The 14134-nt window shown below is 70.0% G+C and carries 9 protein-coding genes; 7 read left to right on the forward strand and 2 right to left on the reverse strand.

Features of this window, described 5'->3' with window-relative positions:
* The first annotated feature begins 32 nt into the window (after positions 1-32).
* The 7 genes from ACYVF6_RS07875 to ACYVF6_RS07905 all read left to right on the forward strand — a co-directional run bounded on the left by ACYVF6_RS07875 (position 33) and on the right by ACYVF6_RS07905 (position 10638).
* Positions 33-818, forward strand: coding sequence for an HAD family hydrolase (locus tag ACYVF6_RS07875; RefSeq protein ID WP_460519408.1), 786 nt, complete (start codon positions 33-35; stop codon positions 816-818).
* A 187-nt stretch (positions 819-1005) separates the two neighbouring features.
* Positions 1006-3795, forward strand: a complete 2790-nt coding sequence (locus ACYVF6_RS07880) for an AfsR/SARP family transcriptional regulator (protein ID WP_460517830.1) — start codon at positions 1006-1008, stop codon at positions 3793-3795.
* Positions 3782-6598, forward strand: coding sequence for an AfsR/SARP family transcriptional regulator (locus tag ACYVF6_RS07885; protein WP_460517833.1), 2817 nt, complete (start codon positions 3782-3784; stop codon positions 6596-6598). Before ACYVF6_RS07880 ends, ACYVF6_RS07885 begins: the two co-directional genes overlap by 14 nt.
* 182 nt (positions 6599-6780) lie before the next feature.
* Positions 6781-8328 (forward strand): methionine--tRNA ligase, encoded by a 1548-nt coding sequence (locus ACYVF6_RS07890; protein WP_460517836.1) that lies wholly within the window; start codon positions 6781-6783, stop codon positions 8326-8328.
* Positions 8329-8363: 35 nt separating this feature from the next.
* Positions 8364-9077 (forward strand): hypothetical protein, encoded by a 714-nt coding sequence (locus ACYVF6_RS07895; protein ID WP_460517839.1) that lies wholly within the window; start codon positions 8364-8366, stop codon positions 9075-9077.
* 26 nt (positions 9078-9103) lie between these two features.
* Positions 9104-9907, forward strand: coding sequence for an HAD family hydrolase (locus ACYVF6_RS07900; RefSeq protein ID WP_460517842.1), 804 nt, complete (start codon positions 9104-9106; stop codon positions 9905-9907).
* The gene (locus tag ACYVF6_RS07905) at positions 9907-10638 is read left to right on the forward strand and encodes a class I SAM-dependent methyltransferase (RefSeq protein WP_460517845.1); all 732 of its coding nucleotides are present in this window, start codon (positions 9907-9909) and stop codon (positions 10636-10638) included. The genes ACYVF6_RS07900 and ACYVF6_RS07905 overlap by 1 nt, the downstream gene beginning before the upstream one ends.
* Before the next feature lie 87 nt (positions 10639-10725).
* Here the strand turns inward: ACYVF6_RS07905 and ACYVF6_RS07910 are convergent, their stop codons facing one another.
* Complete coding sequence (locus ACYVF6_RS07910) at positions 10726-12606, reverse strand: PPC domain-containing protein (protein WP_460517848.1); 1881 nt, start codon at positions 12604-12606, stop codon at positions 10726-10728.
* 237 nt (positions 12607-12843) lie between these two features.
* The gene (wecC, locus tag ACYVF6_RS07915) at positions 12844-14103 is read right to left on the reverse strand and encodes a nucleotide sugar dehydrogenase (protein WP_460517851.1); all 1260 of its coding nucleotides are present in this window, start codon (positions 14101-14103) and stop codon (positions 12844-12846) included.
* Positions 14104-14134 lie beyond the last annotated feature (31 nt).

The following is a 14134-nucleotide window of genomic DNA, read 5'->3' on the forward strand; positions in this document are numbered from 1 at the left end:
ATGCCAACCTGGACGAGCGTTGGCGGCCGAGGCTGGTGGCGCTCGACATCGACGGCACCCTGGTCGACCCAGACAACAACTATTCACCGGCGGTCGAGGCCGCGGTCCATGCCGTGCTGGAAGCCGGCACCCACGTGGTGCTGTCGACCGGCCGCGGGCTGACCGCGACCCGGCCGGTCGCCGAGCGACTCGGCCTGCCGAAGCCCTACCTCGTCTGCTCCAACGGCGCGGTGACCGTACGCCTGCATCCCGAGCCCGAGCTGCTCGACATCGTGCGGTTCGATCCCGGGCCGGTGCTCCAGTTGCTGCTCGAACGGATGCCCGACGTTCTGGTCGCGGTCGAGGAGCTCGGCGTCGGCTACCGCGTGAACAAGCCCTTTCCGCCGGGTGAGCTCACCGGCCAACTGGTCGTCGAGCCGCTTTCGAAGCTCGTGGCCGAGCCGGCCACCCGCGTCATCCTGCGCGAGCCGTCCAACGAGGCGGAGCGCTTCCTCGACGTGATCGACCGGGTGGGCCTGCACGGCGTGTCGTACTACATCGGCTACACCGCCTGGCTCGACATCGCACCCGACGGCGTGAGCAAGGCCACGGCTTTGGAGAAGATCGCCCGCCGCCTCGGCGTCGGCCGCGCCGACGTCCTGGCGATCGGCGACGGCGCCAACGACGTCGAGATGCTCGACTGGGCAGGCCGCGGCGTCGCGATGGGCAACGCCACCCCGGCCGTCCAGGAGATCGCCGACGCCGTCACCAAGTCCCGCGCCGACGACGGTGTGGCGGTCGAGCTGGCCCGCTGGTTCGACATCCCCGACCCGACGTGACCGAGCCGCCGCCCACGCCGCGGCGGCGATCACCGAGCTCGCTCGGTGAGCCGGCGTCCACGCCTGGTCAGGTGCTGACTGGCGATCCCGATCCCGCAACTTTTAGGCTGGAAGCTGCCGTCTACTTCTAGTCCAATCATCACCGGGACACTGGACCAGAGCCGAAAAAGCACAAAGGGGGACGAACGTGCGATTCGCGGTGCTGGGCTCACTCGAGGTGGCTGATGATCATGGCGAGCCCGTCGTCCTGTCGTCGGCGAGGCAGCGTGGGCTGCTCGCCATCCTGTTGTGCCATGCGAACCAGGTCGTCTCGGTCGACAGCCTGATCGATCAGCTGTGGAGCGGTGACCCGCCCAAGTCGGCGCGTACCAACCTGCAGGTCTACGTTCACCGGCTGCGCCAGGTGCTGGGCGGCGAGCGGATCCTGCTGCAGCCGCCCGGCTACCAGCTGGTGGCGCGGCCCGGCGAGCTCGACGCGCAGGAGTTCGAGGATCTCGTCGCGGCCGGTCAGCCCGCGGAGGCGTTGCGGTTGTGGCGCGGCGATGCCTATGCCGGCCTGACCGAGATCGAGCCGCTGGCCACCGAGGCCGCTCGCCTCGACGAGCTCCGGCTGGTCGCGCTGGAGGATCGGATCGAGGCCGACCTCGACGCCGGCCGGCAGGTCGCGCTGGTCGCCGAGCTGACGAAGCTGACCGCGCGGCATCCCCTGCGGGAGGGCTTTCGCGCGCAGTTGATGCTCGCCCTGCATCGTTCCGGGCGGGGCGTCGAGGCACTGGAGGTCTACCGCGACACCAGGCAAGCCCTGATTGACGAGCTGGGCGTCGAGCCGGGTGCACGGCTTCGCGAGCTGGAGCGGGCGATCCTCAACGACGACCCTTCGCTGCACCAGCCGGCAGCGGCGCCGGCGGACACCGGTGCCGGCGCGGCGGAGCCGGCATCGACCGGCTACAAGGTCGTCGTGCCTGCCGAGTTGCCGGCCGCGACCACCACGTTCACCGGACGGCATCCCGAGACCGGGAAGCTCACCGCGCTGCTGACCAAGCGCAACGCCGCACCGGCCGTGATCGCGATCGCGGGTCCGGGTGGCGGCGGCAAGTCCGCGCTCGCGCTGCACGTGGCCCAGGCGGTCGCCGCCGACTTCCCGGACGGTCAGCTGTACGTCAACCTGCACGGCGCCACGCCTGGCGTGCCTCCGATGAAGCCGCACGACGTACTCGCGAGGTTCCTGCGCGCGCTCGGCTTCGAGGACAGCCGGATACCGGCCGACCCGGACGAGGCGGCCGCGCGCTTCCGGTCTCTCACCGCCGGCCGCCGGCTGCTCGTCGTCCTCGACGACGTGGCTTCCGCCGAGCAGGTCCGTCCGCTGCTGCCCGGTGGGTCCGACTCGGCGGTACTGATCACCAGCCGGACGGTGCTGGCGACGCTCGACGGCGCCCATCACGTCCACCTCGGCGCACTGTCCGACGACGAGGCCGTCGTCCTGCTGGCGAGGCTCGCGGGTACGGAACGGGTCGCCCAGCAAGGTGAGGCCGCCGAGGCGATCGTCCGGCTGTGCGACGGCCTCCCGCTCGCGATCCGGATCGCCGGTGCGCGGCTCGCGGCCCGGCCGGACCTGTCGCTGCGCACGCTCGCCGATCGCCTGTCCGACACCCGGCACCGGCTCGACGAACTCGAGCACGCCGACTTCGCGATCCGCAGCAGCTTCGCCGTGAGCAAGCAGGAGTTGACGCCGGACGGCGCGGCTCTGTTCGTGTTGCTCGGCCTGCTCGACCTGCCGTTCGTCACGGTGCCCGCCGCGGCCGCGCTCGCCGACCGGACGAGCAACCAGGCCGAGCGCGACCTCGAGTGCCTCGTCGAGGCGCAGCTCGTGCAGCCGGACAGCAACCAGCGTTACGTCCTGCACGACCTGATCCGCCTCTACGCCAGGGAGCTGGCCCGGCAAGGGCTGGACGAGGCCGAACAGGATCGCGCGATCCGGCGAACCCTGCACTGCGGCATCGCCACCGCGCGCCGGGCCATCCAGCTGCTCGACCCAGGGACCGAGGCGCGTACGAAGATCGGCACCGACGCCGGCGTGCTGACCCGGCCCGGGCTGAAGCTGGAAGACAGGCAAGCCGCGCTTGACTGGTTCGATCGCGAGCGGGACATCCTGGCCGCCGTCTTCCGGATCCCGGACCTCCCCGTTGGTTACGCGTCCGAGCTGGCCGCCCTGGCCGCCGCGCTGCGCCCGCTGTTCCACACCGCCGGCCGCTGGATGGACCTGGCCGCGATCAACCAGACCGTGCTGCGTACCGCCGGGCATGGCTGCCCGGAGCTCACAGCGCTCGCGCATCGCGACCTCGGATCCGCCTACGGCGAGCTCGGCCGTTACGACGAGGCCATGGTTCACCTTCGTAAGTCCGCCGAGGAGTGGACGGAGCTCGACCATCCCGCCGGCCAGGCCACCGCGCTGGACGCGATGGCGAACGTCGAGGCCGAGCTCGGCGACCACGAGCGGGCGATCCCGCTGTACGACCAGGCCCTTTCGATCAACCGTGCGCTGGGCAAGCGCGACAGTGAGGCGCGCGTGCTCAACAACCTCGGCATGGCCTACCTCAACACGAGCCGGTTCGACCAGGCGAGGTCGACGTTCGAGGCTTCGCTGGCGATCCGCCGCGAGCTCGGCGACGCCCGCGGCATCGGCATCACGATCGGCAACCTGGCCTGGACCTGGTTGCGGGCCGGGTCGCCCGAGCAGGCGCTGCCGGCGTTCGAGGAGGCGCTCCTGCTCTACCGCGAGTTCGGGCTCAGGTTCCCGGAGGCCAAGCTGCTCTGGGCCTTCGGTGAGGCGCTGGAAGCCTGCGGTCACGGCGAGCCGGCCAGGCAGCGCTGGCGGCAGGCGGTGGACATCCTCACCGAGCTGGGGCCGATGAGCAAGGAGGAGGCCGAGCACGTGCTGGCCGAACCGCTGGCCCGGAAGCCCGATGTCCTCCGCTAGCCGGCCGCCGCGGTTCGGTGTGCTCGGCACGCTCGTGGTGACCGGCGATGACGGTGAGCCCGAGGAGGTGTCGTCGCCGAAGCTGCGTACGGTGCTGGCCGTCCTGCTGCTCCACGCCAACCAGGTCGTCCCGGTCGACCGGCTGGTCCATCTGGTGTGGAACGGTGAGCCGCCGAAGTCCGCACGGACCAACCTGCAGGTCTACATCCACCGGCTGCGGCAGACGCTGGGCGAGTCGTCGATCGCCCGCCGCCCTCCCGGCTACCAGCTCGTCGTCCGGCCGGGCGAGCTCGACTCCGAGCGGTTCGAGGGGCTGGTCGCAGCCGGCTCGCCCGCGCAGGCGCTGCGGTTGTGGCGAGGCGATCCCTACTCCGGGCTGGACCACATCGACGAACTGCGGACCGAGGCCGCCCGCCTGGGGGAGCTCCGGCTGGTCGCGCTGGAGGATCGGGTCGACGCCGACCTGGCGGCCGGCAGGCAGGCCGAACTGGTCGCCGAGCTGACGGCACTGACCGCCCGGCACCCGTTGCGTGAACGGTTTCGCGCCCAGCTGATGCTCGCGCTCCATCGTTCGGGGAGGTCCGCCGCGGCGCTCGAGGTCTACCGGGACACCCAGCAGACGCTGGTCGACGAGCTGGGCGTCGAGCCGGGCGCGCGGCTACGCCAACTGGAGCAGGCGATCCGCGCCGGGGACCCCGAGCCGGCGCGGGAACCACCCTCGGCCCAACAGTTGGCCCAGGGGTTGGCCCAGGGATTGGCACAGCGGCCCAACGTGCCGGCCGAGCTGCCACCGGTGTCGGCGATCTTCACCGGCCGGCACCTCGAGGTCGCGAACGTCGCCAAGTGGCTCGGCGAGTCGTGGGAGGAGAGCGTCGGCCGCCGGATCGTGACGATCGCCGGCCCGGGCGGTGCCGGCAAGTCCGCGCTGGCGGCACACGTCGCCCACAGCGTCGCGGAGGCGTTCCCGGACGGTCAGCTCTACGTCAACCTGCACGGCGCGACGCCCGGTCTGCGGCCGCTGGCGCCAGGTGAGGTGCTGGCGCGGTTCCTGCGCGCACTCGGCTGGGCCGGCGCCGACATTCCGTCGGACCTCGACGAGGCGGCCGCGGCGTTTCGTACCCAGACCTCCGACCGCCGGATCCTCGTCGTACTCGACAACGCGGCCGACGCCGGGCAGGTCCGCCCACTGCTGCCGGGCGGCAGCGGGTCGGCCGTGCTGGTCACGAGCCGTACCTCGCTGTCGACGCTCGACGGCGCCCGGCAGGTGCTGCTGGAGTCGTTGTCGGAGGACGAGGCCGTCGTGCTGTTCGCCCGGCTGGTCGGCCAGGAGCGGGCCGCGGCCGAGCCGGAGGCGGTCGCCGAGATCGTGCAGCTGTGCGACCGGTTGCCGCTGGCCGTCCGGATCGCCGGCGCCCGCCTGGCGGCCCGGCCGGGCTGGTCTCCGCGGGCGCTCGCCGAGCGGTTACGAGACACCCAGCACCGGCTCGACGAGCTGCAGCACGCCGACCTGGCGCTGCGAACGAGCATCGCGGTCAGCCGGCAGGGCCTCCGGCCGTCGGCCGCCCGGCTGTACGCACTGCTCGGCGCCCTCGCTCTTCCCGACTTCACCCCGCCCGTGGCGGCCGCGCTCGCGGATCGCCCGCATGCGGAGATCTGGCGGGATCTCGACGAGCTGGTCCATGCGCAGCTGCTGCAACCGGCTGGTGGCGAGCGCTACGCGTTCCACGACCTGATCCGGCTCGACGCGAACGAGCAGGCTGGCCACGCGATCCTGGAGCAGGAGCGCACGGAGGGCGTGCGCCGCGTCCTGCTTCACTACCTCGCGACCGCCCGCACGGCGATGCGGATCTTCGACCCGGGCAACGCCGAGCGGCGGATGGATGTCGGCGTACGCGACGCAGACCTCCGCCGGCCGGGAGCCGGGCTGGCCGGCCACGAGGCGGCCTGGACCTGGATCGACGCCGACCGCGCCAACCTGACCTCGGCGGTCGGCCTGGCCCGGCGCAGTGGTCCTCCCGGCGACCCGATCGCCGTGGCCCTGGCCGCCGCGATGTTCGCCTGCTTCGCCGGTCGTGGCTACTGGGCCGAGCTGATCGCGGCGAACCGGGAGCTGCTCGACCTCGCCGACGCCCGCCCGGCCGAGTTCGTCGAGGTGCACCAGGACCTCGGCATCGCCTACCAGGAGGTCGGGCGGACCAAGCTCGGCATCGACCACCTGGAGCGGCTGGTCGAGACCGTACGAAAGAGCGGCGACCGGCTCTCGGAGGTGACCGGCCAGACCGCGCTCGGCATCGCGTGGCTGCGGCTCGGCGAGTCCGACGTAGCGGCCGGCTACCTCACACAGGCCCGCGACCTGTGCCGGGCGCTCGGCGACCGTAACCGGGAGGCACGCGTCCTCAACAACCTCGGCTCGGTGGCGCTCGTACGCAGGCGGTACGACGAGGCGGAGGCGATCTACACCGACGTGCTCGGGCTCTACCGCGAACTCGGAGACGCGCGAGGTGAGGGGATCGCGCTGCAGAACCTCGGCGAGACACTGCTGCGGGCCGGGCGGCCGCAGGCGGCGGTCGAAGCGCTGCGGTTGTCGGCCGTGCTCCAGCACCAGACAGGGCACCGGGCCAGCGAGCCGACGACGTTGTGGGCGCTCGGCGAGGCCCACCACGCGCTCGGCGAGCTGGAGCAGGCGAGGCAGCGCTGGCGGGAGGCGTTGTCGATCCTGCACGAGGACGGCAACCTCACCGCTGAGGAGATGGAGACGATCCTCGCCGACCCGCTGCCGAACAAACCGCTGCTGCGGCATTGAGTGCGCTGGTACTCTTGCTCGCATGGCGAGTTATCGGCATTCCGTGATGATGCGGCCCCACCAGGGGTCGGATCGGTAGCCGTTCGCGCGCACCAGCCAAGGCCCCCGGTGAGGGGCCTTTTTCGTTGTCTGGGCCGCCCGCCGAGGGCTCCTGATTCCCCAGAGGAACCAAGGGAGCACTGATGGATTTCTACGTCACGACGTCGATCCCGTACGTCAACGCCGATCCGCACATCGGCTTCTCACTGGAGATAGTCCAGGCCGACGCACTGGCGCGACATCGCCGGCTGCGCGGTGACGACGTGCGGTTCCTGACCGGTACCGACGACAACTCACTGAAGAACGTGCAGGCCGCGGAGCGGCAGGGCATCCCGGTCGCCGAGTTGGTCAACACCCATGCCGTCGCGTTCGAGGCCCTCCGTGAGCCGTTGAACCTGAGCTGGGACGACTTCATCCGGACCAGCCACGATCCGCGCCACCGACCCGGTGTCGAACGGTTGTGGGAGGCGGCCGCGGCCAGTGGTGACCTGTACCGCAAGCACTACGAGGGCCTGTACTGCGTGGGCTGCGAGGCCTTCTACGAGCCCGACGAGCTCGTCGACGGGCTGTGCCCGTCCCACGGCACCGAACCGCAGCTGGTCACGGAGGAGAACTGGTTCTTCCGCCTCTCCCGGTACGAGGACCAGTTGCGCGAGCTGTACCGGACCGGGCAGATCCGCGTCGAGCCGAAGGTCCGCGAGAACGAGGTGCTGGCGTTCATCGAACGCGGCCTGCGCGACTTCTCGGTCTCGCGTTCGGTGCGGCGTGCGCGAGGCTGGGGGATCCCGGTGCCCGGCGACCCGAGCCAGGTCACCTACGTCTGGTTCGACGCGCTCGGCAACTACATCACGGCCCTCGACTATGGCGATGGCGACGGCGACGGCTCGGAGGCGCCGGCGTTCGAGCGTTGGTGGACCGGATCCGGCCGGCAGGTGCACGTGATCGGCAAGGACATCGTGCGCTTCCATGCGATCTACTGGCCGGCGTTCCTGCTGTCTGCGGGGCTGCGGCTGCCGCGCGAGATCTTCGTGCACGACTTCCTGACGGTGAACGGGCAGAAGATCAGCAAGTCGCTCGGCAACGTGATCGACCCGGTAGCGCTGACGCGGACGTACGGCACGGACTCCCTGCGCTGGTGGCTGCTGTCGCAGGTGCCGAAGGTCGGCGACACCGACTTCACGCTGGACCGGCTGATCTCGACGGCGAACCGCGATCTGGCGGGCGGCATCGGCAACCTCGCGCAGCGGGTGGCGACGATGGTGCACAAGTACCGTTCGGGTGTGGTGCCGGCGGAGTACGCCGACCTCGGCCTGGACCAGGGCTCCGCGCCGCTGCGGCAGACCACGACCGAGCTGCCGCGCCTGGTGGACGAGGCACTCGCGGTGTTCGACTTCCGTTCGGCTGCCGCCGCGATCGTCAACGCGATCACCGAGGCGAATCGTTACGTGGAATCCGTGGCGCCCTGGATATTGGCGAAATCCGAGCGGACAAATCTCGACGCGGCTCGCGAACTGGATATCGCACTTCGTGTTCTTGTCGACACGATAAGGAATATCTCCAGCGAGCTGACCCCTTTCGTTCCGCAGTTGGCGGAGAAATTGGCCAGCCGGTTCAGGGCCGATACGCTGCCTGCGCCCGAGCCGGTTTTTCCGCGTATCGAGGTGCCGGTCAGGGCTGTGGATGGCGAGTAAGCGACCAACTCCAAACTCCGTTAAGGTTCGTGCCCGTGCGTAAAAAACTGATCCAGGGACACCGTGTCGCCATTGCATTGGCTGCGATCGGTGCGATGACCCTTGCCGGCTGTAGTGGAAACGGTGACGACACCCAGCCGGTCAAGGACTCTGACAAGTCCGGATCTGTCCAGGGGGAAAAGACCGGCGACAAGAAGCCGGCGCCCATCAAGGCTTCGACGGCGGTCGGAAAAGCGCTGCTCAACGACGGCGATATCGGCCCCGACTTCTCCCAGCAGGACAGCGATGACGGTCTGGAAGCCCCGACCAACGACATCTGCGGCAAGACCTGGGCGACCAACAAGCGTCGCGAGGCACGGCAGCAGGACTTCTTCTGGGACAGCTCCGACAAGTCCCCGGATGTCGTGGTGAGCAACGAGGTCGTCGTCTACAAGGCCGGAGAAGCCCCCGACGCGCTCGCGGAGATCAAGGCCGCGGTCGCCGACTGCGACGGCTGGAAGCACGACCAGGGCGAGATGTCCAAGCTGCACGTGGTCGACCCGCCGTCCGACGCGCTGAAGGGCGCGGTTTCCTGGGAGGGCAAGGACGACCGCGACGGCGTCGACTACTCCTACGGCGCCGTCTACCAGATCGAGGGTGACGTGCTCAGTGCGATCTACGTCTGGGCGCGCGACTCCGACAAGGTGGGCGACATGCTCGACGACCTCACGCCGAAGGCCGCCAGCGGGCTGCACAAGGCGCAGGGTTGAGCTGACCGTTGCCCGCACCACCCGCAGTGCCTGAAGTACCCGACACACCGGTACGGCTGATCGCGACCGACCTCGACGGCACGCTGCTGCGCGCCGACGGCTCGGTCTCCAGGCGCACCCGCGCCGCGCTGGCCCTCGTCGAGGAGGCCGGCGCGACGCTGGTGCTGGCCACCGGCCGGCCGCCCCGCTGGATCGAGCCGATCGCCGAGTTGATCGGCCACCGCGGCTACGCCGTCTGCTCCAACGGCGCGCTCGTCTACGACCTGCACGACGGCCGCGAGTTGTCGCGTACGGTCCTGGCGCCGGAGATCGGCCTGGCGGTCGCCGCTGCGGTCCGTGGCGCGCTGCCGGACGCGACGTTCGGCGTCGAGCACGGGCAGTCGTTCGGGCACGAGCCGGCGTACGAGATCGCCGGTGACTACGGCGACCTGTACGTCGGCGCGGTCGAGGAGCTGTTCGCCCGGCCGGCGGTCAAGCTGCTGATCCGGCATGCCGGCTACGACGTCGGCAAGCTGGCCGCGAAGGTCGGGGAGATCGTGGGCGACCTCGCGGAGTTCACCTACTCCAGCAAGGAGCCGCTGATCGAGGTCGCGGTCAAGGGCGTCACCAAGGCCGCGACGCTCGCGCTGCTGTGCGAGCAGTGGGGCATCGAAGCCTCCGAGGTCGCCGCGTTCGGCGACATGCCGAACGACGTCGGCATGCTCTCGTGGGCCGGCACCTCGTACGCCGTCGGCAACGCACATCCCGAGGTGCTGGCGGTGGTCGACCACGTGACCGGCACCAACGAGGAGGACGGCGTGGCGCAGGTCCTGGAGAGGATTTTCGCCTGATGGACCGGCACATCCGCTCGGTCGACGACGTCCTGAAGCTGCTGGACGGGCTGTTCGCGCCCGCGTCGGATCGCTGGACCGAGGGCGGCGCGGACTGGTGGGACGGCTTCTACGCCGACCGTTCCAAGTCGGTGCCGTTCTTCGTCTCCAAGCCCGACGAGAGCCTGGTGTCATACCTCGACCGCGGCCTGGTGAGTCCTGGTGGGCGCGCCCTCGATCTCGGCTGCGGGCCGGGGCGGAACGCGATCCTGCTCGCCTCGCGTGGCTTCCAGGTCGACGCGATCGACCTCTCGCCGACCGCCATCGCGTGGGCCGGGGAACGTGCCCGCGAGGCCGAGGCGTCCGTCCGTTTCGTGTGCGCCGACGCGTTCAGCGGTGCCGGCGAGGCCGCGCTCGACGGCCCGTACGACCTCGTCTTCGACTCGGGCTGCTTCCACCATCTGCCCCCGCACCGGCGGGTCAGCTACCTCGCGCTGCTGTCCCGCGTGCTCGCACCCGGTGGCGCGTTCGGCCTTACCTGCTTCGCATCCGGGGCGATGGGCTCGGAGCTGCCGGACGAGGAGTTCTACCGGGAGGCCGGCCTGCAGGGCGGTCTCGCGTACACCGACGAGTCGCTGCGCTGGATCTTCTCCGAGTTGACCGAAGTCGAGTTGTGCCGCATGCACGACGAGCCGGACGACTCACCGCGCTTCGGCGAGCCGTTCCTGTGGACCGCCTTGTTCCGCAAGTGAATCGGCCCCGCCGACCGTGATCAGCACGGTCAGCGGGGCCGATTCTGCTTGCTTCTAGGCGAATCTAGCGACTTCTACGGCGATCTACTACGGCCGGCCGAGCCCGAAGGCGGTGCGAGCGGCCGTGTCCTCGATGCCGGTGAAGCCCTCGCTCGGCACGAACGTGTCTTCACCGAAGTCGGTGTCGATGTCGTCGGCGGTTCCGCCGATCTCATCCGGCCCGACGCCGAACAGGCCCTTGAACTCGCCGCCCTGGTCCATGATGTTCGGCTGGGCGTCGAACTGGTCGGTGTGCCAGTTACCGAAGAAGTGACCGGCCTCGTGCGAGGCCAGGTTCCCCACCGCCTGCGCGACGAACGCGGTCCGGTTGCTGGCCGGAGTGATGTAGTGGTTGAGCGAGAACTCCAGGCTGGCGCTGTCGCTCACCGCGTCGAGCAGGACCAGCGCGCTGTCCTCGTGCCCGTAGTTGCCCGGGTCGATGTACTGCGCGATGCCGATCGTGTCGATGCCGGACTCGGCGATGGTGCCGCCGATGATGACGCGGCTGACGTTCTCCTGCCCGAACGTGTCGGGGTTGTCGAGCGAGTTCTTCACCTGCACGCGGATCTGCCCGGCGAGACCGGACTCCTGCAAGTCGCGCTTCACGTTCTCCTCGACGGTCGCTGAGATGCGGCGGATCAGCGCGTTCTCGTCGGCGCGAGTGAGACCCCACCGGCCGAGGAACGCACGGAACGGGCTCAGCTCACGTACGCCCGGCCCGCCGAAGATGCCCGTGTTGACCCGGGCGCCGTCGAAGTCGAGGAACAGGGTCTGCACCTTGCTCTCGCTCTCGGCGGTCGGCCGGTAGACCTCGACGGTGGCGTCGTAGCTGCCGGTGCCGCTGGTGAACGCGATGTAGTAGTCACCGGCGGTGGCCGCGACGTGCTCGGTCACCGCGTTGCCGCCACCGGGCAGTGGCGAGTTCAGCGGGTAGAGCGAGCTGGCGTCCTGGTCGGAGCCGTGCACCTCACGCCCGGCCGGGTCGAAGATGGTCGCGCGGGTCGCGCCACCCTTGATCGAGGCCGACACCACGTCGCCCGGGCGCAGCGAGACGGCGTAGTAGTCGCGGTCGACCGCCTGCTGGCCGATCACGACGGAGTAGGTGCCTTCCTCGCCCGCACCATCACCACTGGCGGGATCGGAGGGGTCCGACGGGAACGTGGGATAGCCGGTGACGGCCGCGTAGTAGTCGCCGTCGGCCGTGACGCTGTAGCGCAGCAGGGAGTTGAAGCTGCCACCCGCGTCGTCGTTGAACGCGACCAGGTTGCCCTCGGAGTCCCACAGGAACGCCATCGAGTCGGCGAGCGTCGTGCCCGTGACGTCGACGACGATCTCGGTGCCGGCCTTGCCGGTCAGCTTGTAGTAGTCGAGGTCGCCGGTGCCGGTTCCGGCGCTGCCGTGCGGCCCGTCCCCGATGGTTCCGGTCGTACGGATGGCCGATCCCGCGTCGACGATGCCGGTGTCCCTGGCCAGCGGGATCGCGCCGTCGTCCTCCGAGTTCGGCGAGAGGGTGCGGATGGCAACGGCCTGCGGAGACAGCTGCCCGAGCACCCGGGCCCGGTTGTTCTGCCGGCGTCCGGTGCCGAAACCGTCGACGAACTGCGCGGTCGCGGGCGTGTCGTTGCTGCCGTTGACGCCGGCGGGCTCGTCCTCGTCGACCAGGATCGGCTGGGCCGCGGCCGCGAGCGGGTTGGGCGTCTTCGCGAGCTTCGCGGCGCGCGCCTTGCCCTTGCTGGTAAGCGCCTTCTTCCAGCCGGCGTAGTCGGCGTTGTCAGGGTTGCGCATCAGCGCGAGGTACGGGTTCGGGCCTTTGGGTTTGCCCGAAACGGACTTCGGCGCCTTCTGCAGGCCGGCCTGCTGTGCCAGGGTCGGCGCGGCGTTGGAGGTGGACTGCTGGGGCGAGACGGGGCTAGGTCCCGCGTAGGCCATTGCCGGCACGACAAGCGCGGCACCGAAGATGGCGACTGCTGATATGCGCAAAGAGCGCGCAGAACTATGCATCAGATGGACCCCTCCCATCCGCGGCATGGAGTCGCGGACTCATTGACTGGCGAGTGATATCGCCAGTCACAAGTCCTACGACACAGGGAGGGGCTCTGTGCTGTGTTTCGGGTTTTCTTTACAACGGTGGCCCGAAAGCGTCCGCATCTTTCGATTTGTTGTGGATTAGCGCCAGAGGCCCCGGGTGTCGATGACGGCCTTGCCCGCGAGCTGGTCGGCTCGGACGGCCCGGAACGCGTCGTGGTCGACCAGGACGACGACGATCGACGACTTCTCCAGCGCCTCCTCGACGCCGGTGAGCCGGACGTTCTCGAACGCGCGAAGCTGCGGCGGCAGCGCGTCGACGTGCGGCTCGACGGCCAGGATCTGCACGCCGGGCAGGTTCTTGGCCAGCTCCTCGGCGACCTCGAGCGCGGGGCTCTCACGCAGGTCGTCGATGTTGGCCTTGAACGCGAGCCCGAAGCACGCGATCGTGCCGTCGGCGAGCCCGGCCGCGGCTGCCTTGACCTGGCTCACGACGTGGTGCGGCTTGCCGTCGTTGACGTCACGCGCCATCTTCATCAGCCGCGCCTGCTCGGGGGCGGCCGACACGATGAACCACGGGTCGACGGCGATGCAGTGACCGCCCACACCGGGGCCGGGCTTCAGGATGTTGACCCGGGGGTGCAGGTTGGCCAGCTCGATGACCTCCCACACGTCGATGCCGAGGTGGTCGCTGACGAGCGACAGCTCGTTGGCGAACGCGATGTTGACGTCGCGGTAGGCGTTCTCGGCGAGCTTCGTGAGCTCGGCGGACTCGGCGTCGGTGAGCCGTAGCGCGCCCTGGGCGAACGTGCGGTAGAGCTTCGCGGCGCGCTCGGCGCACTCGCGGGTGAGGCCGCCGACCACGCGGTCGTTGGCGACGATCTCGATCATGATCCGGCCCGGCAGCACGCGCTCGGGGCAGTGCGCGACGTGGACGTCGGGCCGCTCGCCGGAGGCGAGGGCGTGCGGGAACTTCAGGTCGGGACGCAGCTCCGCCAGCCACTTGCTGACCTGGCGGGTCGCACCGGGTGGGGAGGTCGACTCGAGGATGACCAGCGCGCCTCCGCGGAGCATGGGCGCGATCGCCTCGGTGGCGGACTTGATGTACGACAGGTCGGCCTGGTGGCCCTCTTTGAACGGCGTCGGCACGGCGATGATGTACGCGCGCGCTTCCGGCATCTCGGAGCCGGCGGACAACCGGCCCATCGACACGGCACCGCTCACCGCGACCGCGAGGTCGGGCTCGACGAACGGGACCTCACCACGGTTGACCGAAGCGACCGTGTGCTCGTTGACATCGACACCGAAGACTTCGGCGCCCTGGGTCGCGAGGGCGGCCGCGGTCGGCAGGCCGATGTAGCCCAACCCGACGACGGCCACGTCGTACTGGAACTCCGTCACCTGTGTCCAATCCCGTCCGGATAGTGGGTGC

This window comes from Flindersiella endophytica, from assembly GCF_054779015.1.